19 protein-coding genes, 2 tRNA genes and 2 rRNA genes are annotated in these 23,426 nt (G+C 55.6%); 9 read left to right on the forward strand and 14 right to left on the reverse strand.

Annotated features, from left to right (window positions below; translation table 11 throughout):
- Nucleotide 1: 1 nt before the first annotated feature.
- Nucleotides 2–1,345: a Na(+)-translocating NADH-quinone reductase subunit A gene (locus DTA24_RS22920; RefSeq protein WP_064176509.1), complete on the reverse strand. Its 1,344-nt coding sequence runs from the start codon at nucleotides 1,343–1,345 to the stop codon at nucleotides 2–4.
- Between the two features lie 411 nt (nucleotides 1,346–1,756).
- On the opposite strand from DTA24_RS22920, the gene dpaA reads away from it, so the two are divergent.
- The gene (gene dpaA, locus DTA24_RS22930; RefSeq protein ID WP_008805263.1) at nucleotides 1,757–2,497 is read left to right on the forward strand and encodes a peptidoglycan meso-diaminopimelic acid protein amidase; all 741 of its coding nucleotides are present in this window, start codon (nucleotides 1,757–1,759) and stop codon (nucleotides 2,495–2,497) included.
- Here the strand turns inward: dpaA and DTA24_RS22935 are convergent.
- Both DTA24_RS22935 and lpcA read right to left on the reverse strand, forming a co-directional pair.
- Nucleotides 2,468–3,235, reverse strand: coding sequence for a class II glutamine amidotransferase (locus tag DTA24_RS22935; protein ID WP_008805262.1), 768 nt, complete (start codon nucleotides 3,233–3,235; stop codon nucleotides 2,468–2,470). The two genes, dpaA and DTA24_RS22935, sit on opposite strands and share 30 nt — an antisense overlap.
- 74 nt (nucleotides 3,236–3,309) lie before the next feature.
- On the reverse strand, nucleotides 3,310–3,891 hold the full coding sequence (gene lpcA, locus DTA24_RS22940) for a D-sedoheptulose 7-phosphate isomerase (protein ID WP_110196603.1): 582 nt from the start codon (nucleotides 3,889–3,891) through the stop codon (nucleotides 3,310–3,312).
- A 239-nt stretch (nucleotides 3,892–4,130) separates the two neighbouring features.
- Here lpcA and fadE point away from each other — a divergent pair, with 239 nt between their 5' ends.
- The 3 genes from fadE to DTA24_RS22955 all read left to right on the forward strand — a co-directional run bounded on the left by fadE (nucleotide 4,131) and on the right by DTA24_RS22955 (nucleotide 8,872).
- Nucleotides 4,131–6,575, forward strand: coding sequence for an acyl-CoA dehydrogenase FadE (fadE, locus tag DTA24_RS22945; RefSeq protein WP_012968887.1), 2,445 nt, complete (start codon nucleotides 4,131–4,133; stop codon nucleotides 6,573–6,575).
- A 177-nt stretch (nucleotides 6,576–6,752) separates the two neighbouring features.
- Complete coding sequence (locus tag DTA24_RS22950) at nucleotides 6,753–7,523, forward strand: amidohydrolase (RefSeq protein WP_016160335.1); 771 nt, start codon at nucleotides 6,753–6,755, stop codon at nucleotides 7,521–7,523.
- 248 nt (nucleotides 7,524–7,771) lie between these two features.
- Nucleotides 7,772–8,872 carry an AI-2E family transporter gene (locus DTA24_RS22955; protein WP_032734849.1) on the forward strand — a complete coding sequence of 367 codons (1,101 nt, stop codon included), beginning with the start codon at nucleotides 7,772–7,774 and terminating at the stop codon, nucleotides 8,870–8,872.
- Between the two features lie 28 nt (nucleotides 8,873–8,900).
- On the opposite strand, the gene eamB is transcribed toward DTA24_RS22955, so the two are convergent.
- Entirely contained in the window at nucleotides 8,901–9,491 is a 591-nt protein-coding gene (gene eamB / locus DTA24_RS22960; protein ID WP_012968889.1) for a cysteine/O-acetylserine transporter, read from the reverse strand.
- 103 nt (nucleotides 9,492–9,594) lie between these two features.
- Between eamB and DTA24_RS22965 the strand changes: the two genes are divergently transcribed.
- A complete protein-coding gene (locus DTA24_RS22965; protein WP_012968890.1) occupies nucleotides 9,595–10,476 on the forward strand; it encodes a LysR family transcriptional regulator in 882 nt (293 codons plus the stop codon).
- Between the two features lie 59 nt (nucleotides 10,477–10,535).
- On the opposite strand, the gene DTA24_RS22970 is transcribed toward DTA24_RS22965, so the two are convergent.
- Together DTA24_RS22970 and dnaQ are read right to left on the reverse strand one after the other, a co-directional pair.
- Nucleotides 10,536–10,612: transfer RNA gene (locus DTA24_RS22970), tRNA-Asp, on the reverse strand.
- Nucleotides 10,613–10,745: 133 nt separating this feature from the next.
- On the reverse strand, nucleotides 10,746–11,477 hold the full coding sequence (gene dnaQ, locus DTA24_RS22975; protein ID WP_004204621.1) for a DNA polymerase III subunit epsilon: 732 nt from the start codon (nucleotides 11,475–11,477) through the stop codon (nucleotides 10,746–10,748).
- 64 nt (nucleotides 11,478–11,541) lie between these two features.
- On the opposite strand from dnaQ, the gene rnhA reads away from it, so the two are divergent.
- Entirely contained in the window at nucleotides 11,542–12,009 is a 468-nt protein-coding gene (gene rnhA, locus DTA24_RS22980) for a ribonuclease HI (RefSeq protein ID WP_004204620.1), read from the forward strand.
- Here rnhA and DTA24_RS22985 read toward each other — a convergent pair.
- Nucleotides 12,006–12,728 carry a class I SAM-dependent methyltransferase gene (locus DTA24_RS22985; protein WP_012968892.1) on the reverse strand — a complete coding sequence of 241 codons (723 nt, stop codon included), beginning with the start codon at nucleotides 12,726–12,728 and terminating at the stop codon, nucleotides 12,006–12,008. The two genes, rnhA and DTA24_RS22985, sit on opposite strands and share 4 nt — an antisense overlap.
- Nucleotides 12,729–12,760: 32 nt before the next feature.
- On the opposite strand from DTA24_RS22985, the gene gloB reads away from it, so the two are divergent.
- A complete protein-coding gene (gloB, locus tag DTA24_RS22990) occupies nucleotides 12,761–13,516 on the forward strand; it encodes a hydroxyacylglutathione hydrolase (RefSeq protein WP_008805253.1) in 756 nt (251 codons plus the stop codon).
- A gap of 71 nt (nucleotides 13,517–13,587) precedes the next feature.
- Complete coding sequence (mltD, locus tag DTA24_RS22995) at nucleotides 13,588–14,955, forward strand: murein transglycosylase D (RefSeq protein WP_008805252.1); 1,368 nt, start codon at nucleotides 13,588–13,590, stop codon at nucleotides 14,953–14,955.
- Nucleotides 14,956–15,014: 59 nt separating this feature from the next.
- Here mltD and DTA24_RS23000 read toward each other — a convergent pair whose 3' ends face one another.
- The 3 genes from DTA24_RS23000 to DTA24_RS23010 form a co-directional block, all read right to left on the reverse strand.
- A complete protein-coding gene (locus DTA24_RS23000) occupies nucleotides 15,015–15,785 on the reverse strand; it encodes a class I SAM-dependent methyltransferase (protein ID WP_008805251.1) in 771 nt (256 codons plus the stop codon).
- Nucleotides 15,786–15,872: 87 nt separating this feature from the next.
- Nucleotides 15,873–16,670: an endonuclease/exonuclease/phosphatase family protein gene (locus DTA24_RS23005; RefSeq protein ID WP_002889629.1), complete on the reverse strand. Its 798-nt coding sequence runs from the start codon at nucleotides 16,668–16,670 to the stop codon at nucleotides 15,873–15,875.
- Between the two features lie 101 nt (nucleotides 16,671–16,771).
- A complete protein-coding gene (locus DTA24_RS23010) occupies nucleotides 16,772–17,962 on the reverse strand; it encodes an MFS transporter (protein WP_008805250.1) in 1,191 nt (396 codons plus the stop codon).
- A 104-nt stretch (nucleotides 17,963–18,066) separates the two neighbouring features.
- Here DTA24_RS23010 and yafC point away from each other — a divergent pair, with 104 nt between their 5' ends.
- Nucleotides 18,067–18,972 carry a DNA-binding transcriptional regulator YafC gene (yafC, locus tag DTA24_RS23015; RefSeq protein ID WP_012968896.1) on the forward strand — a complete coding sequence of 302 codons (906 nt, stop codon included), beginning with the start codon at nucleotides 18,067–18,069 and terminating at the stop codon, nucleotides 18,970–18,972.
- Nucleotides 18,973–19,017: 45 nt separating this feature from the next.
- On the opposite strand, the gene dkgB is transcribed toward yafC, so the two are convergent.
- The 4 genes from dkgB to DTA24_RS23035 all read right to left on the reverse strand — a co-directional run bounded on the left by dkgB (nucleotide 19,018) and on the right by DTA24_RS23035 (nucleotide 23,331).
- A complete protein-coding gene (gene dkgB, locus DTA24_RS23020) occupies nucleotides 19,018–19,821 on the reverse strand; it encodes a 2,5-didehydrogluconate reductase DkgB (protein ID WP_012542802.1) in 804 nt (267 codons plus the stop codon).
- Nucleotides 19,822–19,985: 164 nt separating this feature from the next.
- Nucleotides 19,986–20,062: transfer RNA gene (locus DTA24_RS23025), tRNA-Asp, on the reverse strand.
- Between the two features lie 57 nt (nucleotides 20,063–20,119).
- Nucleotides 20,120–20,235: ribosomal RNA gene (gene rrf / locus DTA24_RS23030) — 5S ribosomal RNA — on the reverse strand.
- A gap of 192 nt (nucleotides 20,236–20,427) precedes the next feature.
- A 23S ribosomal RNA gene (locus DTA24_RS23035) occupies nucleotides 20,428–23,331 on the reverse strand.
- Nucleotides 23,332–23,426: the final 95 nt, after the last annotated feature.

Raw genomic sequence — 23,426 nt, forward strand, 5'->3', positions numbered from 1 at the left:
CTTATCCTTCCTGCTCAATCTGGGTTAACACGCTGCGCAGCGCCGGACCGTATTCATATTTGCCCGGACAAACGTAGGTGCAGAGCGCCAGATCTTCTTCATCCAGCTCCAGACAGCCCAGCGCCTGGGCGCTATCGCTATCGCCGGCCAGCAGATCGCGCAGCAATATGGTTGGCAGAATATCCAGCGGCATCACCCGCTCATAGTTGCCGATCGGCACCATCGCCCGCTCGCCGCCGTTAGTATCCGTGGAGAAATGAAAGCGCTTGCGCTTGAAGAAATGGCCTAGCGTAGTGCGGGTAATCGAGAACTTCTCTTTGCCCGGCATCACCCAGCCAAACAGCTCTTTTTCCCGACCTTCGCGAACCACGCTCACCTGCAGATGGAAACGCCCGAGGAAAGCGTGGGGGCCGTGGGCGCGGGTACCGCTAAGTACCGAGCCGGAAATGACGCGGTTTTCCCCCTCCTCCAGCTCGCCCGCCAGCAGATCGTCCAGGCTGGCGCCCAGCGTCGTTTTGACCAGCCGCGGCGACTTCACCTGCGGGCCGCCGAGCGCAATCACCCGTTCGCAGTTCAGCTCACCTTCAAGGAAAAGCTGACCGATAGCGATCGCATCCTGATAATTGAGGTGCCAGACCTGTTTATTCAGGCTCACCGGCTCCAGAAAGTGAATATGCGTTCCCGGCAGCCCCGCCGGGTGCGGCCCGGAGAACTGATTAAAACAGACCTGGCCGGCAGGATGGCCGCCCAGCTTGCCGCCGCTGGGCTGGCAGACGTGCACTTTCCCGTCGGTCAGACGCGTGAGCACGGTAAGACCGGCATCAAAGGCGGCACGCTCGGCCAGAATAATCGGCTGCGGCTCCGCCGCCAGCGGATTGGTATCCATGGCGTTGACAAAAATAGCAGCGGGCACGCTGCCCGGGCGCGGCGTTTTACTGAATGGCCGGGTGCGTAGCGCCGTCCACAGGCCCGAGGCCAGCAGCTGCTGCTGTACGGTGTCGCGCGGCAGCTCAGCCAGTGCGTCCGCGGCGTAACGGGTAAAGGCCACCGCGTCATTGCCCTCGATATCAATCACCACTGACTGTAAAACGCGCCGTTCACCGCGGTGGATGGCGCTGACAACCCCGCTCACCGGGGCGGTAAAGCAGACGCCGGGGATCTTTTTATCTTCAAACAGGATCTGACCTTTTTTGACCCGTTCGCCTTCTTTGACCGCCATGGCGGGACGCATTCCGATGTATTCTTCGCCGAGCAGCGCGACGCGCTTCACCGCTGGCGCGGGAGAAATCTGCTGTAATGGCATGCCAGCTATGGGCAAATCCAGCCCTTTCGTGATTTTAATCATATCGTTAGCAGGTATCCGTAACCTCAACCCCGACGCAGGCCGGGGCCAGCCTATTGATAGAATGGCAGAGAAGAAAGGGCGAAACGGCGCCAGTGGCGCTCATGACGGAAGAGAAGCCTCCTTTCTTACTCTGGTGATGAACCGGCGCAAGTGTAACATTTCGTGAGCGGCGGCTGTAGCGCGAGGGGCAATAAGTGCTTCTAAAATGCGAGCTATTGCGCAAAGTTCTGACTGTGTTTTCGCCGTAAGCGGGTTATAAAGTGAGGCTGAATTGTAAACGCCGCCACGTCGCCCTTGCGAAAAAATGCCGTGATGCTAATGTGAGCGCTCTAAATCCAGAAAACTCTGATTTCGGGTCTCTCTTGCCGTCCTGGCAATGTGGCTATTTTGTTTTATCAAGGAACAAGCAGTATGCGCAAAATCGCATTATTTATTGCGATGCTTCTGTTGCCGTGCGTGTCATTTGCCGGGCTGCTCAGCAGCAATAGCCCGACGACGCCGGTTAGCAAAGAATACAAGCAGCAATTAATGGGTTCACCGGTTTACATTGAGATCTTTAAAGAAGAGCGCATGCTCGACCTTTACGTCAAAATGGGTGAAACCTACCAGCTCCTCGACAGCTATCGGATCTGCAACTATTCCGGTGGCCTGGGTCCGAAACAGCGTCAGGGTGATTTCAAGAGTCCGGAAGGGTTCTATAGCGTCACCCGCAGCCAGCTCAAACCCGACAGCCGCTTCTATAAAGCCATTAACATCGGCTTCCCGAACGCCTACGATCGCGCCCATGGTTATGAAGGGAAATACCTGATGATCCATGGCGACTGCGTCTCAGTCGGCTGCTACGCCATGACCGACAGCGGGATCGATGAGATCTTTCAGTTTGTGACCGGCGCCTTAGTCTTCGGCCAGCCAAGCGTGCAGGTGAGTATCTATCCGTTCCGCATGACCAACGCCAATATGGAACGCCACAAATACTCCTACTATGCGGATTTCTGGAAACAGCTTAAGCCTGGCTATGACTATTTCCAGCAGACCCACAAACCGCCGATTGTGTCAGTGACCGACGGCCGCTATGTGGTAAGCAAGCCGCTCAGCCACGAGGTTGTTCAGCCGCAGCTGGCCTCAAACTACACGCTCCCCGAGACAAAATAACGCCCACTCGCCTGGCATGATCTTGTGCCAGGTTTCATTGGCCGTCAGCGGCTGCGTGGCGATAACCGTGACCACATCGTTGGGTGTGGTCTCGCGTTGAAAGTCGATCTCCACATCCTGGTCCAGCAGTTTTGCCACGCCAAACGGCGCCCGCCGGGTGATCCAGTGCAGATTGGTCGAGCAGAACGCCATCACGTAGCGCCCGTCCGACAGCAGCATGTTGAACACCCCTTTCTCACGCAGTTCACCCGCCAGGGTGGCGATATACTTGAAAACGCCCAGCATATTGCCCGGCGTGCGCGGATAGCGCTCGGTTAAACGGTGCAGCAGCCAGCAAAACGCTTTTTCACTGTCGGTTTCACCTACCGGATGGAAATTACCGGTTTTCAGCGATTTATAGCCTTTGAGCTGCCCATTGTGCGCATAGGTCCAGTTGCGCCCCCACAGTTCGCGGGTGAAGGGATGGGTGTTCTCCAGGGCCACCATCCCGCGATTGGCCTGACGGATATGGGCGACGACGGAACAGGACTTAATCGGGTAATCCTGGACCAGTTTCGCGATCGGCGACTGAAAGCTCGGCTGCGGATCTTTGAATGTGCGACAGCCTTTGCCTTCATAGAAGGTGATGCCCCAGCCGTCTTTATGCGGCCCCGTCCCGCCCCCGCGCTGCACCAGCCCGGTAAAGCTAAAACAGATATCTGTTGGCACATTGGCGCTCATCCCGAGCAGTTCGCACATAGATCACCTCACCCTCACAAATCACGACGGCGCCAAAGCGAGGCCGCCGTCAACAGTACACACTCGCCTGCCTGTTAGCCTTTCACCATCTCTTTTTCGATCAGCATAATCAGGATATGGATCACTTTGATGTGGATCTCCTGGATGCGGTCGGCATAGCCAAAGTGCGGCACGCGTATTTCAACATCGGCGGAACCCGTCATTTTGCCGCCGTCTTTACCGGTCAGGGTGATCACTTTCATCCCCTGCGCCCGCGCGGCTTCAATGGCCTTGATCACGTTGCCGGAGTTACCTGACGTGGAGATGCCGAGCAGCACATCGCCCGCACGGCCGACGGATTCAACATAGCGGGAGAACACATACTCATAGCCAAAATCATTGCTCACGCAGGAGAGATGGCTGACGTCGGAGATCGCGATGGCCGGGTAACCCGGGCGGTTTTCGCGATAACGACCGGTCAGCTCTTCCGCAAAATGCATCGCATCGCAATGGGAACCGCCGTTACCACAGGACAGCACTTTCCCACCCGCCTTAAAGCTATCCGCCAACAGAACAGCGGCACGCTGGATAGCATGGATATTGGCTTCGTCCTGCAGAAAGTTAGCCAGCGTTTCCGCGGCTTCGTTCAGTTCGTTACGAATAAGATCCTGGTACATGAGGATAATCCTTCAGTATGAGTGGAATAACCCTGGCAGTGTACCGGATAGCCGCCGAAGCGAGAAGCAGCAGGCAGTGTTATCCCCCGCCCTTTTGATTTTATGTGCCGCTTTTGCATACAACAATGTGAGCGAGGTTGTAATTATTTTGTAAACACATTGCTAAATAAAAACGCATGCACTACAACCAATACATCACAAGTGGTCAGACCTCCTACAAGCTCAGGGAGCATTTCTCTATGATGATTTTGAGTATTGTTGCAACCGTCGTTTTACTCGGTGCGCTCTTCTATCACCGGGTCAGCCTGCTGCTCAGCAGTGTGATTTTGCTCGCCTGGACCGCGGCGCTCGGCGCGGCCGGACTGTGGAATATCTGGCTGCTGCTGCCGCTGGCCATTATTTTGTTGCCGTTCAACTTTGCCCCCATGCGTAAATCGATGATTTCCGCACCGGCATTTCGCGCTTTCCGCAAGGTGATGCCGCCGATGTCGCGTACGGAAAAAGAAGCCATCGACGCCGGCACCACCTGGTGGGAAGGCGATCTGTTCCGCGGCAACCCGGACTGGCACAAGCTGCATAACTATCCGCAGCCGCGCCTGACCGCCGAAGAGCAAGCTTTCCTCGACGGCCCGGTGGAAGAGGCCTGCCGGATGGCTAACGACTTCGCCATCACCCACGAAATGGCCGATCTGCCGCCCGAGCTGTGGGCCTATCTGAAAGAGCACCGCTTCTTCGCGATGATTATCAAGAAAGAGTATGGCGGGCTTGAGTTCTCCGCTTACGCTCAGGCACGAGTGCTACAGAAACTCTCTGGCGTCTCCGGCATCCTGGCGATCACCGTCGGCGTCCCAAACTCGCTGGGCCCGGGCGAACTGCTGCAGCATTACGGTACCGAAGAACAGAAGAATCATTATCTGCCGCGTCTGGCGCGCGGCCTGGAAATCCCCTGCTTCGCACTGACCAGTCCGGAAGCGGGCTCTGACGCCGGCGCTATTCCGGATACCGGCGTGGTGTGCATGGGCGACTGGCAGGGTCAACAGGTGCTGGGGATGCGCCTGACCTGGAACAAACGCTATATCACGCTGGCGCCAATCGCCACCGTGCTGGGGCTGGCCTTCAAACTCTCTGACCCGGACCGTTTGCTGGGCGGCGAGGAAGAGCTGGGCATCACCTGCGCGCTGATCCCCACCTCAACGCCGGGCGTGGAAATTGGCCGTCGCCACTTCCCGCTGAACGTCCCGTTCCAGAACGGCCCAACCCGCGGCAAGGATATCTTCGTGCCGATCGATTACATCATCGGCGGCCCGAGCATGGCCGGTCAGGGCTGGCGCATGCTGGTTGAATGTCTGTCCGTGGGCCGCGGCATTACCCTGCCTTCCAACGCCACCGGCGGCCTGAAATCCGTCGCCATGGCGACCGGCGCCTACGCCCACATTCGCCGTCAGTTCAAAATCTCGATCGGCAAAATGGAAGGGATTGAAGAGGCGCTGGCGCGCATCGCGGGTAACGCCTATGTGATGGACGCCGCGGCGTCGCTGATCACCTACGGCATTATGCTCGGCGAGAAACCGGCAGTGCTGTCCGCGATTGTGAAATATCACTGTACCCACCGCGGCCAGCGCTCCATTATCGACGCGATGGATATTACCGGCGGGAAAGGCATTATGCTGGGCGAAGGTAACTTCCTCGCCCGGGCTTACCAGGGCGCGCCGATCGCCATCACCGTTGAAGGCGCCAACATTCTGACCCGCAGCATGATGATCTTCGGTCAGGGGGCTATTCGCTGCCACCCTTACGTGCTGGAAGAGATGGCCGCCGCGCAGAATAACGACCTGAACGCCTACGATAAGCTGCTGTTCAAACACATCGGCCATGTCGGCAGTAACAAAGTCCGGAGTTTCTGGCTGGGCCTGACCGGCGGACGCACCAGCAGCGCGCCGACCCGTGACGCCACCCGTCGTTACTATCAGCAAATGAACCGTCTGAGTGCCAACCTCGCGCTGCTGTCAGACGTGTCGATGGCGGTACTGGGCGGCAGCCTCAAGCGTCGCGAACGTATCTCCGCGCGTCTGGGGGATGTGTTAAGCCAGCTGTATCTGGCCTCCGCGGTGCTGAAACGCTATGACGATGAAGGACGCAATGAAGCCGATCTGCCGCTGGTTCACTGGGGAGTGCAGGATGCGCTGCACCAGGCTGAACAGGCCATCGACGATCTGCTGAAAAACTTCCCCAACCGTCTGGTGGCAGGTGCGATGCGTGTGGCCATCTTCCCGACCGGGCGTCATCATCATGCGCCGTCGGATAAGCTGGACCATAAAGTCGCTAAAATTCTGCAGGTGCCCAGCGCCACTCGCTCCCGCATCGGTCGCGGTCAGTACCTGACGCCGAGCGAGCATAACCCGGTTGGTCTGCTGGAAGAGGCCCTGCTGGAAGTGATGGCGGCCGATCCTATCCACCAGCGGATCTGCAAAGAGTTGGGTAAAAACCTGCCGTTCACCCGTCTGGATGAGCTGGCACACAACGCGCTGGCCAAAGGATTAATAAATCAGGAAGAAGCCGCTATTCTGACCCGCGCAGAGCACAGTCGCTTGCGCAGCATCAACGTCGACGACTTTGCGCCAGAGGAACTGGCGACAAAGCCGGTAAAGCTGCCGGAAAAAGTTCGCAAAGTTGAAGCCGCATAATAAAACAATCACCACATCACACGCCGGGCGGGGAATTTTCCCCGCCTTTTTTTCGTCCCCCCTCCTCCGTGGCTTCTGTGAGTAGCATTTTTTTAACAAAATATTCCGCTGACCGCCGCGAGGCTGATATGGTGTTACAGTTAACCTAACCCCCTCATGAGAATGGAGTTGACCATTGTGCCTGGCCTGAAAATTACGCTGTTGCAACAACCGCTGGTCTGGATGGACGGCCCTGCCAACCTGCGCCATTTTGATCGCCAACTGGAAGGGATTATTGGGCGCGATGTCATTGTTTTACCGGAGATGTTCACCACCGGCTTTGCCATGGAAGCGGCAAAACAGTCTTTACCCGAAGCCGACGTGGTGGAGTGGATGCATGCCCGGGCCGCGCAAACCCAGGCGCTGATTGCCGGCAGCGCAGCGCTGCAAACCGAACACGGCGCTGTTAACCGCTTCCTGCTGGTCGAGCCCGACGGTACGGTGCACCATTATGATAAACGGCACCTGTTCCGTATGGCCGATGAACACCATCATTATGAGGCTGGTGACCGACGCGTGGTCTTTGAATGGCGCGGATGGCGTATCCTGCCGCTGGTCTGTTACGACCTGCGCTTTCCGGTATGGTCGCGTAATCTGAACGACTATGATTTGGCGCTGTATGTTGCCAACTGGCCGGCGCCGCGCTCCCTGCACTGGCAGTCGCTGCTGGTCGCCCGCGCTATCGAGAACCAGGCCTATGTCGCCGGCTGTAACCGGGTCGGTACTGACGGTAACGGCCATCATTACCGCGGCGATAGCCGGATTATCAGTCCCCAGGGGGAGATTGTCGCCACTGCCGATCCGCATCAGGCCACCCGTCTTGATGCCGAATTGTCGCTGGCTGCCCTCCAGGAATATCGCGAAAAATTTCCCGCCTGGCGCGATGCCGATCCTTTTACCCTCGGTTAATCTCCCTCCGCTTTCTTCCTCATTCAGCAGGTAAAGAAAGCGGGATTTCGCCCGCCAGCGCACCGCAGAATATTTGCCGGGCGCCATTCATTTCTGTTCTACACTCATTAAAAGCCCCCACAACCAAATGGGCGGAGATCACCTTCAACTCACTTCTGCGTTGTAAATCATGAATTTTCTGTTGCTGGCGTGTTTTGTTAAACAACGCTGAGCGTTGGCGTAAGAATATTATGTGAGCGTAAAAGAAAATGGATAATAATAATCTGCTGTTGATTGAAAAACGGCTGGTCACCCGCTTTCTCGATATGTTTATTCGGTTTGGGCTTATTCTGGCGCTGGCCTCATTCTGTTTTACCGTCTTTTCTCCCTTTATCAATATGATGCTCTGGGCGCTGATCCTCGCCGTGGCGCTCTATCCCTTACATCAATATTTTGCCGGATTGTTAGCGGGCAAACAGGGACTGGCGTCAGTGGTGCTGGTGTTGTTAGGTATTTTACTGATCGTCATCCCCACGGTGCTGATGATCACCTCGCTGGCGGAAAGCGCCAGCGCCATGATAGACAAGATGGGCAGCCAGAGCTTTACCATTCCCCCGCCCTCCTCGCGCATTGCCGCGTTACCGATCATTGGCGAACGGCTTAGCGCCCTGTGGATGAGAGCTTCCGTCGATCTCCCGGGACTGCTCAGTAATTACCGCTCGCAAATCGGCGACATTGCCAAACAGTTTCTCAGTATTTTGGCCAGCATGGGCGGCGGGCTGATTGGCTTTATTATTTCGTTTATCGTCTCGGGAATTATGATGGCCTGGGGCGCAGCGGGCGCCATCAGCGCCCAGCGTATTGCCATCCGTATTACCGATGAAAATAAAGGCGTGACCCTCACCCGCCTGTGCACCAGCACCATCCGCGCGGTCGCCCAGGGCGTCATCGGGGTGGCATTGATCCAGGCGCTGCTGGTCGGCGTGATCATGCTGATGGCCAGCATTCCCGCCGTCGGGATCTTCTTTATTCTGGCCCTGCTCCTCGGCATTGCCCAGGTGCCGGTGATCCTGGTGACGGCCCCGGCCATTGCGCTAATGTGGAGTCTCGGCACCCACAGTACCGGCATGGATATCTTCTACACCATCCTGCTGATCGTCGCCGGCATGGCCGATAACGTCCTCAAACCTCTGCTGCTGGGGCGCGGAGTCGACGCACCAATGCCGGTAGTGCTGCTGGGCGCCCTCGGCGGAATGGCCTCTAACGGCATTCTCGGTATGTTTCTCGGCGCCACCCTGCTGGCCATCGGTTATCGGATCTTCATGACCTGGGTAAATGAAGGTCAACCCGCCCTGCCGCAGGATAAATAACCTCAAGGGAGCGTTACGCTCCCTTAATTCATTCCATAAACATTCGTACCGCGCACCAGACCAGCAGCAGCGCCAGCAGCAGATTTAACCCTCTTCCATGGCGTTCGAACACCGGCTGAAACAGCTGACCGGCCAGCGCCCAGCAAAGATTGCCGGCAACGCCTATTACTGATAGCAACAGGCTTATCATCACCAGCCAGAATGGCTCGCGAGTCACTGGCAGAACAAAGGTCGACAGGGCCGTGATGCCGTACAGGATAATTTTTACATTCACAAACTGCAGCCCCAGGCTGGCCCAGAAGCTGACAGGCCGCTCCTCCTGCCCACCGCTGGCCGGGTCGCTGCGGGCAATGTGCCAGGCCAGCCACAGGATATACCCTGCGCCGACCCAGCGTAGCAGGGAGGTTATCCCCTCATCCAGGGTAACGAGAGTGAACGTCAGCCCGGCACAAATCAGCATGATGATCACAAACCCCAGGCTCATGCCGGCCAGAACCCGCATGCTCCGTCGAAAGCCGTGCGCGGTGACGCTGCTCAGCGCCAGAATATTATTCGGCCCGGGCGTCAGGGCGGTGATCAGGGTGTAAGTTAAAAAGGCGCTAATCAGGGTAGGTGTCACGTGTTTTCTCCTCTTGACTGGCAGACAGTACCCGAAGCTGATAATTTAAAAAAATGAATGTTTTTTCATTCTGAATTCGAGAATGTCGATATAAAGAGGAAATATGGATCTGCGACGCTTTATCACTTTCAAAACGGTTGTCGAAGAAGGATCCTTTCTGCGCGCCTCGCAGAAACTGTGCTGCACCCAGTCCACCGTAACCTTTCATATCCAGCAGCTTGAGCAGGAGCTTGCTATCCCGCTGTTTGAGAAAATTGGCCGGCGGATGTGTCTCACCGCCGCGGGTAAGAATGTCCTGCCGCACGTCTACGATCTGACCAAAGTGATGGCGTCGATTCGCCAGGCGGCGCGCCAGGACGATGAACCCGGCGGCGAACTTCGCGTCGCCACTGGTGAAACCCTGCTGGCGTACAAAATGCCGCCGGTGCTGCAGCGTTTTAAGCAACGCGCCCCGAAGGTCCGCCTGTCACTACAGTCGCTCAATTGCTACAGCATCCGTGATGCGCTGCTCGCTGACGAAGTCGACCTGGGGGTGTTTTACCGGGTTGGCAACGATGATGCGCTCACCATGATGGAACTTGGCCCGCAGCCGCTGGCGCTGGTCGCGTCAGTCGATCAGGCGCCGGTCGACTTCCTGCGCCCGCGGCAGCATATCCCATTGAGTTTTATCATCAACGAACCCCAGTGCGTGTTCCGGCAGATTTTTGAAAGTACCCTGCGCCAGCGCGGCATTACCATGGAGAACACCATCGAACTGTGGAGTATTGAAAGCATCAAGCAGTGCGTGGCGGGCAATCTAGGGGTGAGTTTTCTGCCGCGCTTTGCGGTAGAGGAGGAACTCAAACGCGGGACGCTGGTCGAGCTGCCGTTCAGCGAGACGCCGCTGACGATCCATGCGCTCTGCGCCCATCACGCCGGGAAAGCAATCAGTCCGGCGATGCGGGTATTCATGCAGTGTATGCAGGAGGAACAAGAGGCGCGCTGAAATTCGGCGACGAAAACGACGAAAGCCTGAATCATTGCTGATTCAGGCTTTCTGAATAGTGGCGGAACGGACGGGACTCGAACCCGCGACCCCCTGCGTGACAGGCAGGTATTCTAACCGACTGAACTACCGCTCCGCGTTGTTGTTCCGTTGGGAACGAGGCGAATATTACGGATTCCCCTCTACCCCGTCAACGCTTTTTCTACCGTTTTGAATCGTTTGCTGCAAAAATCGCCCAACCGCCTACTTTTAATCCATTTTAGTGGTTATCAGGCACGCCACAGGCAGCTTCCGCCTTTCTTTTGTACCAGATCGAGGCGGGATTCATGGTTCACCAGTTCTTCATCAGAGGCATAAACTACCCGTAACTGGCTGGCGGCGCGGACGACGCGCTGAATGCCCATCTCTCCCGCCTGCTGCTGGCTTTCGCCTTCCATAGAGAACGCCATCGAAGTCTGGCCGCCGGTCATCATCAAATAGACATCGGCAAGGATCTGGGCATCGAGTAATGCCCCGTGCAGCGTACGCTTGCTGTTATCTATTTCGTAGCGCGAACATAACGCATCCAGGCTGTTGCGCTTGCCGGGGAACATTTTCCGCGCCAGCGCCAGGCTGTCGGTGATTTTACAAAAGGTCTCGGTTTTCCCGATGCCGCGGTTCAGCTTCCCGAACTCATAGTCCATAAAGCCGATATCGAACGAGGCGTTATGGATCACCAGCTCCGCGCCGCGGATGTAATCCATAAACTCATCAGCCACATCGGCAAAGGTGGGTTTGTCCAGCAGGAACTCATCGGCGATCCCGTGCACGCCGAATGCTTCAGGATCCACCAGCCGATCGGGCTTCAGATAGACATGGAAATTGTTACCGGTCAGGCGGCGGTTGATCACCTCCACCGCGCCAATCTCAATGATCTTGTGTCCTTCGTAGTGCGCCCCGATCTGGTTCATACCGGTGGTTTCGGTATCGAGAACAATCTGGCGCGTAATTGCAGTGCTCATAGCGGTCATTTATGTCAGACTTATCGTTTACAAATCGATTTCAATTACAGGAAGTCTACCAGAGATGCTCAAACAGGTAGAAATTTTCACCGACGGCTCTTGCCTGGGAAATCCAGGACCCGGCGGTTACGGCGCCATCATGCGCTACCGCCAGCACGAAAAAACCTTTAGCGCCGGCTACCGTCTGACCACCAATAACCGCATGGAACTGATGGCGGCAATCGTCGCTCTCGAGGCGTTAAAAGAGCATTGTGAGGTGGTACTCAGCACCGACAGCCAGTATGTCCGCCAGGGGATCACCCAGTGGATCCACAACTGGAAAAAGCGCGGCTGGAAAACGGCAGAGAAAAAACCGGTAAAGAATGTCGACCTCTGGCAGCGGCTGGATGCTGCGCTTGGCCAGCATAAGATCAAATGGGAGTGGGTGAAGGGCCACGCCGGCCATCCAGAAAACGAACGCTGCGACGAGCTGGCCCGCGCGGCGGCCTCCCATCCCACTCAGGACGACATCGGTTACCAACCGGAGAGCTAATTCTGCCCCTTGCGCCACTGCCGGGTGGCGCCGACTGCCGGCCGCAGCTGGGTTTTCGCTTTACCGGATTTCATCGGATTGAGCGTCAGCGGAATGGTCCGTTTGCGGGCGACAATCAATTGCAAACAGCCCAGCGCTGGCAGATGGGTGCTCAGCAGTTTGCCGCCGTGGCGCGACCAGGGTAAAACCTGATAACGCCCATAGTGCAGCACTTCAAAGTTGAGTAGCGACAGCCAGTCCAGCTGGCGCATCAGCGTAAACATACGGCTATTATAAGGCGTACCGTTGCGCAGGAGCGGCACCAGCTTACGCAACCCCATCAGGCTGACCGGATTAAACCCGGTCAGGATCATCCAGCCATCATCGATCAGTACACGGTCGGCTTCCCGCAGCAGACGATGCGGATCGCTACACCACGGCAGGGTGTGCGCCAGCAGGCAGGCGTCGACGGACTTTTCGGCAAAGGGTAAATGCAGCGGATCGGCCCGAACCTGCATCGGATTTCCTGCCAGCGAGACATTGACCTGGTGCGAGATGGCGCAAGCTTCAGTATTGATTTCCGCGCTCAGATTGCCAATCTTAAGCAGATGAAAGCCATATAATTTAGCCAGCCACGGTTTCATCTGCTGCTCCAGCGTTTCGCGATAGTATTCGCCCCACGGCATACTGGACCAATGCTCAGGCGCTGTCACTGTGTGAGGTATCCTTGCCGGCTTCATTGCCACCTTCCGCTACGCTTTAGAGGTAATTTATGAATCTTATCAGTATTCCCGCGTTTCAGGACAACTACATCTGGGTTCTCAGTGAGAATAACGGCCGCTGCATCATCGTTGACCCAGGCGAAGCCGCGCCGGTTCTGGCGGCCATTGAGGAAAACCAATGGCAGCCCGAAGCCATTTTACTAACCCATCACCATCAGGATCACGTCGGCGGCGTAAAACAATTACGTGAAAAATTCCCTTCTATAGTGGTTTACGGGCCGGCGGAAACCCAGGATAAGGGAGTCACTCAGGTGGTAGGCGATGGCGATCGGCTGTCAATTCTCGGGCACGATTTTTCCATTTTCTCTACGCCAGGTCACACATTAGGACATATCTGTTACTACAGCGAACCTTATCTGTTCTGTGGCGACACAATGTTCTCCGGCGGCTGCGGAAGGCTCTTCGAAGGTACTGCAGAGCAGATGTATCAATCATTTATGAAAATTAACGCCCTTCCTGAAGAAACCCTCATATGTTGCGCACATGAATATACGTTAGCGAATATGAAGTTTGCATTGAGTATCCTGCCAGATGATAGGGACATAAACGATTACTATCATAAAGTTAATGAGTTACGTGCAAAAAAACAAAAAACACTACCCGTAACTCTGAAAAATGAGCGTCGTATAAATTTATTTTTACGCGTAAATGATATTGATTTAATTGATAAAATTAACCAAGAAACAAATTTGCAACACTCTGTGGCGCGATTTGCATGGTTAAGGTCAAAGAAAGACGACTTCTGATATTTAATTCTTGTCATCGGCCAACTTCGCCGTTATCCTTGGTCGTCTTTTAAGCAACTATTGACACACACATGAAGGCACGAGCGATATTACTCGCCTCTGTCCTGCTGGTGGGGTGCCAGGCGTCTAAGCACGATGGCACCGTCGAACAGCGAGCACAGAGCCTTTCTGCGGCTGGTCAAGGGGAAGCAGGTAAGTTCACAAGTCAAGCGCGCTGGTTAGATGATGGAACCTTCTACGCGCAAGACCAGGATCTGTGGACTTCCATAGGCGACGAGCTAAAGATGGGAATACCGGATAATCCCCGGATTCGCGAACAGAAACAGAAGTACTTAAGAAATAAGAGCTATCTCCACGATGTAACTTTACGGGCAGAGCCGTATATGTACTGGATAGCCGGGCAGGTTAAGAAACGTAACATGCCAATGGAACTGGTATTACTACCCATAGTGGAGAGCGCTTTTGACCCACACGCGACGTCTGGCGCCAATGCCGCAGGCATTTGGCAGATCATTCCGAGCACAGGGCGCAATTATGGTTTAAAACAGACCCGCAGTTACGATGCGCGTCGTGACGTCGTCGCATCTACTACCGCGGCGCTGGACATGATGCAACGTCTGAACAAAATGTTCGACGGCGACTGGTTATTAACGGTCGCAGCCTATAACAGCGGCGAAGGTCGGGTCATGAAAGCAGTAAAAGCGAACCGTTCGCGTGGTAAACCCACCGATTTCTGGTCGCTGTCTCTGCCGCATGAAACGAAAATCTACGTACCGAAAATGCTGGCGTTGAGCGACATTCTCAAAAACAGCAAGCGTTACGGCGTAAAGCTGCCTACGGCCGATGAAAGCCGTGCGCTGGCGCGCGTTCGCCTCGACAGCCCGGTTGATATTTCTCAGCTCGCGGACATGGCAGGAATGCCGGTCAGCAAACTGAAAACCTTCAACGCTGGCGTAAAGGGGTCAACGCTGGGCGCTAGCGGGCCAAAGTACGTCATGGTGCCACAGAAGCACGCCGCTCAGCTGCGTGAATCGCTGGCCTCTGGCGACATTGCCGCCGTGCAGCCAACGCAGCTCGCGGACAATACGCCGCTGACCAGCCGTAGCTATAAGGTACGCTCTGGCGACACGATTTCCGGGATTGCTTCGCGTCTCGGCGTCACGACCCGGGATTTGCAGCAGTGGAACAATCTGCGCGGTTCAGGGTTAAAAGTCGGGCAGAGTCTGGTTGTCGGCGCAGGTAGCAGCGCACAGCGCCTGGCGAACAACAGCGATAGCATCACCTATCGTGTTCGCAAAGGTGATTCGCTGTCGAGCATCGCCAAGCGTCACGGTGTTAATATTCGCGACGTGATGCGCTGGAACAGCGATACCGACAATCTGCGGCCTGGCGATCAGCTAACGCTGTTTGTGAAAAACAGCGATCGACCAGAGTCCTGATACGTCAGGGTTCGATAAAAAGGCACCGACTTCCCCCGGTGCCTTTTTTGTTGCCCGTATTAAACCGCTTTATGCGCTTCGAACAGGATGGTATCGCTGGTAAACGACCCGTCCTGCTGTAATTCGAAGTAGGCTTTGACCTCCGCCGAAGCGCTCTGCTGATATAAGCGAATCGCTTCTACCAGCGCCTCTGGGGTGCGCATCCGCGCCACCCATGAGCTGAACTCCAGCGGCAGGCGATCGGTCGATAAATGATTAATCACCAGGCCTGCGTCATTGGCCAGCGCCAGCCACTCGCCGCTGGAATAATTACGCACGTGCGAGGTATCGCGCAGCGCTTCCACGGTCTGCAACCAGACATCACGTACCGGATGACCCGGCGACATCACGTCCATTATGATCATCACCCCGCCCGGCTTGAGAACACGTTTCACCTCACGCAGCGCCTGGCCGACATCATGCCAGTGGTGCGCGGAGTAGCGGCTAATCACCACATCAAAGCTGGCATCAGCGAACGGCAGCGTTTCAGCGTACCCCTGCTGGGTCACGATATTGCTAAAGCCTTTCTCTTTTGCCGCCGCGGTAACCACTTCCAGCATCTGGCTTGATAAATCATAGGCGGTCACCTCGGCAACCTGTCCCGCCGCGGTAAAGCTGGCGTGCCCTGCCCCGCAGCCCATATCCAGCACTTTCGCCTGAGGGAAATCGGCAAGCCGTTCCGCCAGCCGCTGCAGATCGCGCCCGGAGGCGTGCACGGCGCTGGTCAAATAGGCGCTGGCCTGGGAGCCGAACTGCTTTTCGACGTTGTCATGGTGAGAGCGTGTTGTCATTGTGTTGTCCTTCGGTTGTGTGAGTAATTTAGGGCAGCATCGTGCTGAACGCAGACCTGCCCGATGGCAGGCCTGACATACCTTAAATTAATCAGGCTTGCCGGGACTGAATTCGACTAGTAGCGGGTTGTGATCGGAGGCGCGGGTCACCAGCACGGAAGCATCGTGCACGCTTAACCCACGATAGAACACAAAATCGAGCGGACGACCAAACGCACGGCGGCGCTGATCGTCAGAGAAACGAACTTCGCGTAACGACATCTCACGCGCAAAGCGGTACAGCGCGTTCATTCGCGGCCGGCTCCAGGCATTGAAGTCCCCGGCCATGATCACCGGCCCGCTGTGATGGGCGATCTGATCGCCGATCGGCAGCAACTGCTTGCTGTAGACATCGACGCCAAGGCTAAAGTTGACCGCATGGATGTTGACCACCATCAGCAGCCGCGCATCGGGCAGCGGATAAACGGTCACTAACGCCGATTTCGGCAATCGCAAAATAGGCTCGCGCTCGCGCAGCGGACAGCAATAGATGGGGTGAGCGGAGGCCAGCGTCATCACGCCGGAAGGATGCTGCGGCAATACCAGCGCCGGCACCTGATCGGCGGCCAGATAGTTTGAAGTCGCGAACCTGACCAGTTCTGGGGTGGTTTGCGCCTCCTGCAACAGGACCAAATGCGCATCTTTGCCGAAATTTTTGAGGACCGACTGCCACTCTGCGCGCTGCTGCTTGAAGATATTCCATACCAGCACGCGGATCTTTTCATCGCTGCTTAACGGCGTGCCGGCAGGATAAACCGGACTGACGCCCGCAAACGCCCCCGGAGGCAATATCCTCTCCGCAGGTTGTCCGGCGACGTAGCGCATGGCATAGGTATTCTTTCGCAATTTGGGCATCAATCCTCAATAACAGAAACCAGCCCAACAACGACTGGTTCTTCTGTTATAGGGATTTTCCCATCCACTTTCAATGCAATTTGCGATAAACCCTAGCCTTCGAGAGAAACCGCTGTCGAACGGCGCGGCGATTTATCTAAACGACCGCTCAGCATCACCAACAGCAGGGCGACCAGCACAATCACCGCACCAATCCACGGCGTCTGCGCCAGACCATACCGTTCAACCGTCTGCCCGCCGACGATGGACCCCAGCGCAATACCAATATTGAAGGCGGCAATATTCAGGCCGGAAGCGACGTCGACGGCGCCAGGCGTATACTGTTCGGCTTTTTGCACCACGTATACCTGCAGACCCGGCACGTTGCCGAAGGCGAAAATACCCATTACCAGCACCGTTGCCAGCGCAGCATAGTGGATGCTGGCGGTCAACTGGAAGACCAGCAGCAGCACAACCAGCGCGGCGAAGATAAACTTCAGCGCGGAGACGGCGCCATGCTTATCGGCCAGTTTGCCTCCCCACACATTGCCAATAGCAACCGAGACACCGTAGCCCAACAGGATCCAGCTAACCGCAGACGGACTGAAACCGGCCAGCTCCTGCATCATCGGAGCAAGAAAAGTAAAGGCGGTAAATACGCCGCCATAGCCCAGCGCGGTAATGGCGTAGATCATCAGCAGGCGAGGATGAGTTAAGACTTTCATCTGATCGCGCAGGCTGGCGCTGGCGCGGCCCGGAATATTATTCGGTACCAGAAGCAGACTGCTGATAAGCGCAATCACGCCCAGAATCGATACCGCGAGGAACGTTTCCCGCCAGCCAAAATGCTGACCGATGAAAGTCCCGAACGGCACCCCGGTGACCAGCGCGACCGTCAGGCCGCCGAACATAATAGCGATAGCTGAGGCGGCTTTCTCTTTTGCCACCAGGCTGGTGGCGATTGTCGAGCCAATAGAGAAGAACACGCCGTGTGCCAGACCGGTCAGCAATCGCGCCAGGATCAGCGTTTCATAGCCCGGGGCCTGCCAGGCCAGCACATTACCCGCCGTAAACAGGACCATCAACGCCAGCAGCAGCTGTTTACGCGGCATACGCCCCGTTAACGCCGTTAGCACCGGAGCGCCAATCGCCACGCCCAGCGCGTAGATAGAGACCAGCAGTCCCGCCGAAGGCAGAGAGATAGAGAGTTGTTGCGCGATAGTCGGGACCAGGCCGACAATCACAAATTCAGTGGTGCCAATTGCGAAGGCACCGATAGTTAAGGCAAATAGCGCCAGTGGCATAATTTACTCCGTAGCATCAGGATTAAGATGACACGTAGTATGAAGGGTTGTATAAATAACAAAAACTATCAAAGTATCAATAGAATTTTGCTACAGGTGCAATAATGAGAGCCACATCAGAGGAGATCGCCATCTTTGTGGCGGTGGTGGAAAGCGGAAGTTTCAGCCGGGCGGCCGAGCAGCTCGGACAGGCCAACTCTGCCGTCAGCCGGGCGGTCAAGAAGCTGGAATCAAAGCTAGGCGTAAGCCTGCTCAATCGGACCACCCGCCAGCTCAGTCTGACGGAGGAAGGCGAGCGCTATTTTCGCCGGATGCAGGTGGTCTTGCAGGAAATGGCGGCAGCAGAGAATGACCTGCTGGAAACGCGCACAACGCCGCGGGGCCTGCTGCGGGTGGATGCCGCGACGCCGGTGATGCTGCATTTTCTCATGCCGCTGGTGAAGCCATTTCGCGAGCGCTACCCGGAAATGACGCTGTCGCTCGTCTCTTCAGAGACGTTTATTAACCTGATTGAACGAAAAGTGGATGTGGCCATTCGGGCCGGGACCTTAACGGATTCCAGCCTGCGCGCCCGACCGCTATTTACCAGCTATCGTAAGATCGTCGCCTCACCAGACTATGTCGCGCGCTACGGTATGCCGCAGCATCCGTCCGATCTGAAACAGCATCACTGCCTCGGGTTCACCGAGCCGGTATCGCTGAATACCTGGCCGGTCTCCTGTTGCGATGGTCAGCTGTTAGAGATCGAATCGGCGGTGTCCTCCAATAGCGGTGAAACGCTCAAGCAACTGTGTCTGACCGGTAACGGCATAGCCTGTTTGTCGGATTATATGGTGGATAAAGAGATTGGCCGTGGGGAGTTTGTGGAGTTACTTGCCGACAAACGCTTGCCGGTGGAGATGCCATTCAGTGCGGTGTACTACAGCGACCGGGCGGTCAGCACGCGCATCAGGGCATTTATTGACTTTCTAAGTGAGCACGTCAAACAGCTCCCGAAGGAGCTGTCGTAATATCGTCTCAGACGGCAGTGCGAACGGCATGCCGAAAGCGGGAGATTAATCCCACTGTGGAGCCAGACCTTCCGGACTCACCAGACGATCGTTGCAGTCGAGTGCGGCGATCGCTTTACGATCTTCATCATCCAGCTGCAGATCCTGCGCTTTCAGGTTGCTGGCCAGGTTGTCACGTTTGGTGGACGATGGGATAACCGCATAGCCTTCGCCCATCGCCCATGCCAGGATAACCTGCGCTGGGGTCGCACCATGTTTCGCCGCGATGCGGGCAATCACTTCATCTTTCAGTGCCTTACCGTAGGCCAGCGTCATGTAAGAGGTGATATGGATGCCGTGCTCACGCGCCCAATCGACCACTTTACGGTTTTGCAGATACGGCGAGAGCTCAATCTGGTTAGTCGCGATATTCTCAGCGCCAACGGCGGCAATCGCGCGCTCCATCAGTGGAATAGTGAAGTTGGAGATACCGATCTGACGGGTCAGCCCCAGCTTCTTCGCTTCCATCAGGGCTGCCATAAACTCTTCAACAGCTACCGCATCGTTCGGTGACGGCCAGTGGATCAGCGTGAGATCAACATAGTCAGTGCGCAGCTTCTGCAGGCTCTCTTTCAGGCTGGCGATGAGTTTGTCTTTGCTCAGGTTTTCGATCCAGATTTTGGTCGTGATGAACAGCTCATCACGCGGCACGCCGCTTTCGGCGATGGCCTGACCCACCGCGGCTTCGTTGTCATAGATTTGCGCGGTGTCGATAGCACGATAGCCCAGCTCCAGCGCGGTTTTTACGGATGCGATAACAACATCATCTTTCAGACGGAAGGTGCCAAGACCAAATGCAGGGATTGCCATGATTTTCCTCGTTATTTCTTCATTTCGGTTAACGGATGAAATTATGGCTGATGGTGTGGAGGAGAAAAAGAGCGATTAATGCAGAGGATTTTTGCTGAATTAGCAATAATAGAGAACAGATCAAACAAAAAAGCCCTGAGCAAATGCTCAGGGCTCTTAATAAGTGGCGGAACGGACGGGACTCGAACCCGCGACCCCCTGCGTGACAGGCAGGTATTCTAACCGACTGAACTACCGCTCCACCGAATTTCTTCGCTTTATTACCACCGGTTGTCACCCCGGCTTACTGCAATTTGATGCCTGGCAGTTCCCTACTCTCACATGGGGAGACCCCACACTACCATCGGCGCTACGGCGTTTCACTTCTGAGTTCGGCATGGGGTCAGGTGGGACCACCGCGCTAGTGCCGCCAGGCAAATTCTTTGTGCTCGTCCTGTGTCTTTTGCGCTCATACTGCGTTGGCTGCTCTCGCGAATGTCAGTCACATACTTATGTATGCTCCTTCCATCGCCTCGTTTGCCGCCTTGTCTCAGCGCAAAATCCTTCGGACTCTGAATCAGAGCTGAAAATCTTCTCTCAAATCCGCCAAAACAGCTTCGGCGTTGTAAGGTTAAGCCTCACGGTTCATTAGTACCGGTTAGCTCAACGCATCGCTGCGCTTACACACCCGGCCTATCAACGTCGTCGTCTTCAACGTTCCTTCAGGAGACTTAAAGTCTCAGGGAGAACTCATCTCGGGGCAAGTTTCGTGCTTAGATGCTTTCAGCACTTATCTCTTCCGCATTTAGCTACCGGGCAGTGCCATTGGCATGACAACCCGAACACCAGTGATGCGTCCACTCCGGTCCTCTCGTACTAGGAGCAGCCCCCCTCAATTCTCCAGCGCCCACGGCAGATAGGGACCGAACTGTCTCACGACGTTCTAAACCCAGCTCGCGTACCACTTTAAATGGCGAACAGCCATACCCTTGGGACCTACTTCAGCCCCAGGATGTGATGAGCCGACATCGAGGTGCCAAACACCGCCGTCGATATGAACTCTTGGGCGGTATCAGCCTGTTATCCCCGGAGTACCTTTTATCCGTTGAGCGATGGCCCTTCCATTCAGAACCACCGGATCACTATGACCTGCTTTCGCACCTGCTCGCGCCGTCACGCTCGCAGTCAAGCTAGCTTATGCCATTGCACTAACCTCCTGATGTCCGACCAGGATTAGCTAACCTTCGTGCTCCTCCGTTACTCTTTGGGAGGAGACCGCCCCAGTCAAACTACCCACCAGACACTGTCCGCAACCCCGGTCAGGGGCCTACGTTAGAACATCAAACATTAAAGGGTGGTATTTCAAGGTTGGCTCCACGCAGACTGGCGTCCACGCTTCAAAGCCTCCCACCTATCCTACACATCAAGGCTCAATGTTCAGTGTCAAGCTATAGTAAAGGTTCACGGGGTCTTTCCGTCTTGCCGCGGGTACACTGCATCTTCACAGCGAGTTCAATTTCACTGAGTCTCGGGTGGAGACAGCCTGGCCATCATTACGCCATTCGTGCAGGTCGGAACTTACCCGACAAGGAATTTCGCTACCTTAGGACCGTTATAGTTACGGCCGCCGTTTACCGGGGCTTCGATCAAGAGCTTCTCCTTACGGATAACCCCATCAATTAACCTTCCGGCACCGGGCAGGCGTCACACCGTATACGTCCACTTTCGTGTTTGCACAGTGCTGTGTTTTTAATAAACAGTTGCAGCCAGCTGGTATCTTCGACTGGTCTCAGCTCCGTCCGCAGGGACTTCACCTACACACCAGCGTGCCTTCTCCCGAAGTTACGGCACCATTTTGCCTAGTTCCTTCACCCGAGTTCTCTCAAGCGCCTTGGTATTCTCTACCTGACCACCTGTGTCGGTTTGGGGTACGATTTAATGTTACCTGATGCTTAGAGGCTTTTCCTGGAAGCAGGGCATTTGTTACTTCAGCACCGTAGTGCCTCGTCATCACACCTCAGCGTTAAAAGGTACCGGATTTACCTGGAACCTCCGCCTACATGCTTAAACCGGGACAACCGTCGCCCGGCTAACATAGCCTTCTCCGTCCCCCCTTCGCAGTAACACCAAGTACAGGAATATTAACCTGTTTCCCATCGACTACGCCTTTCGGCCTCGCCTTAGGGGTCGACTCACCCTGCCCCGATTAACGTTGGACAGGAACCCTTGGTCTTCCGGCGAGCGGGCTTTTCACCCGCTTTATCGTTACTTATGTCAGCATTCGCACTTCTGATACCTCCAGCAACCCTCACAGGCCACCTTCGCAGGCTTACAGAACGCTCCCCTACCCAACAACACATAGTGTCGCTGCCGCAGCTTCGGTGCATGGTTTAGCCCCGTTACATCTTCCGCGCAGGCCGACTCGACCAGTGAGCTATTACGCTTTCTTTAAATGATGGCTGCTTCTAAGCCAACATCCTGGCTGTCTGTGCCTTCCCACATCGTTTCCCACTTAACCATGACTTTGGGACCTTAGCTGGCGGTCTGGGTTGTTTCCCTCTTCACGACGGACGTTAGCACCCGCCGTGTGTCTCCCGTGATAACATTCTTCGGTATTCGTAGTTTGCATCGGGTTGGTAAGTCGGGATGACCCCCTAGCCGAAACAGTGCTCTACCCCCGAAGATGAGTTCACGAGGCGCTACCTAAATAGCTTTCGGGGAGAACCAGCTATCTCCCGGTTTGATTGGCCTTTCACCCCCAGCCACAAGTCATCCGCTAATTTTTCAACATTAGTCGGTTCGGTCCTCCAGTTAGTGTTACCCAACCTTCAACCTGCCCATGGCTAGATCACCGGGTTTCGGGTCTATACCCTGCAACTTAACGCCCAGTTAAGACTCGGTTTCCCTGCGGCTCCCCTATACGGTTAACCTTGCTACAGAATATAAGTCGCTGACCCATTATACAAAAGGTACGCAGTCACACCCGAAGGTGCTCCCACTGCTTGTACGTACACGGTTTCAGGTTCTTTTTCACTCCCCTCGCCGGGGTTCTTTTCGCCTTTCCCTCACGGTACTGGTTCACTATCGGTCAGTCAGGAGTATTTAGCCTTGGAGGATGGTCCCCCCATATTCAGACAGGATACCACGTGTCCCGCCCTACTCTTCGAGTTCACAACCTGTGCATTTTGGTGTACGGGACTATCACCCTGTACCGTCGGACTTTCCAGACCGTTCCACTAACACACAAGCTGATTCAGACTCTGGGCTGCTCCCCGTTCGCTCGCCGCTACTGGGGGAATCTCGGTTGATTTCTTTTCCTCGGGGTACTTAGATGTTTCAGTTCCCCCGGTTCGCCTCGTTAACCTATGTATTCAGTTAACGATAGTGTGACGAATCACACTGGGTTTCCCCATTCGGACATCGCCGGTTATAACGGTTCATATCACCTTACCGACGCTTTTCGCAGATTAGCACGTCCTTCATCGCCTCTGACTGCCAGGGCATCCACCGTGTACGCTTAGTCGCTTAACCTCACAACCCGAAGATGTCTTCAGATTGCGAAAATTTGAGAGACTCGAACACACATTAACTGTGTGTCGTTTCAATTTTCAGCTTGATCCAGATTT

This window comes from Klebsiella sp. P1CD1, assembly GCF_003790505.1.
Classification (GTDB): Bacteria; Pseudomonadota; Gammaproteobacteria; order Enterobacterales; family Enterobacteriaceae; genus Klebsiella; species Klebsiella variicola.

Excerpts from the sequence above, each read along its gene's own strand:
- DTA24_RS22920 (WP_064176509.1), bottom strand. The coding sequence starts at position 1,345 with ATGATTAAAATCACGAAAGGGCTGGATTTGCCCATAGCTGGCATGCCA.
- dpaA (WP_008805263.1), top strand. The coding sequence starts at position 1,757 with ATGCGCAAAATCGCATTATTTATTGCGATGCTTCTGTTGCCGTGCGTG.
- DTA24_RS22935 (WP_008805262.1), bottom strand. The coding sequence starts at position 3,235 with ATGTGCGAACTGCTCGGGATGAGCGCCAATGTGCCAACAGATATCTGT.
- lpcA (WP_110196603.1), bottom strand. The coding sequence starts at position 3,891 with ATGTACCAGGATCTTATTCGTAACGAACTGAACGAAGCCGCGGAAACG.
- fadE (WP_012968887.1), top strand. The coding sequence starts at position 4,131 with ATGATGATTTTGAGTATTGTTGCAACCGTCGTTTTACTCGGTGCGCTC.
- DTA24_RS22955 (WP_032734849.1), top strand. The coding sequence starts at position 7,772 with ATGGATAATAATAATCTGCTGTTGATTGAAAAACGGCTGGTCACCCGC.
- DTA24_RS22965 (WP_012968890.1), top strand. The coding sequence starts at position 9,595 with ATGGATCTGCGACGCTTTATCACTTTCAAAACGGTTGTCGAAGAAGGA.
- dnaQ (WP_004204621.1), bottom strand. The coding sequence starts at position 11,477 with ATGAGCACTGCAATTACGCGCCAGATTGTTCTCGATACCGAAACCACC.
- rnhA (WP_004204620.1), top strand. The coding sequence starts at position 11,542 with ATGCTCAAACAGGTAGAAATTTTCACCGACGGCTCTTGCCTGGGAAAT.
- DTA24_RS22985 (WP_012968892.1), bottom strand. The coding sequence starts at position 12,728 with ATGAAGCCGGCAAGGATACCTCACACAGTGACAGCGCCTGAGCATTGG.
- gloB (WP_008805253.1), top strand. The coding sequence starts at position 12,761 with ATGAATCTTATCAGTATTCCCGCGTTTCAGGACAACTACATCTGGGTT.
- mltD (WP_008805252.1), top strand. The coding sequence starts at position 13,588 with ATGAAGGCACGAGCGATATTACTCGCCTCTGTCCTGCTGGTGGGGTGC.
- DTA24_RS23000 (WP_008805251.1), bottom strand. The coding sequence starts at position 15,785 with ATGACAACACGCTCTCACCATGACAACGTCGAAAAGCAGTTCGGCTCC.
- DTA24_RS23010 (WP_008805250.1), bottom strand. The coding sequence starts at position 17,962 with ATGCCACTGGCGCTATTTGCCTTAACTATCGGTGCCTTCGCAATTGGC.
- yafC (WP_012968896.1), top strand. The coding sequence starts at position 18,067 with ATGAGAGCCACATCAGAGGAGATCGCCATCTTTGTGGCGGTGGTGGAA.
- dkgB (WP_012542802.1), bottom strand. The coding sequence starts at position 19,821 with ATGGCAATCCCTGCATTTGGTCTTGGCACCTTCCGTCTGAAAGATGAT.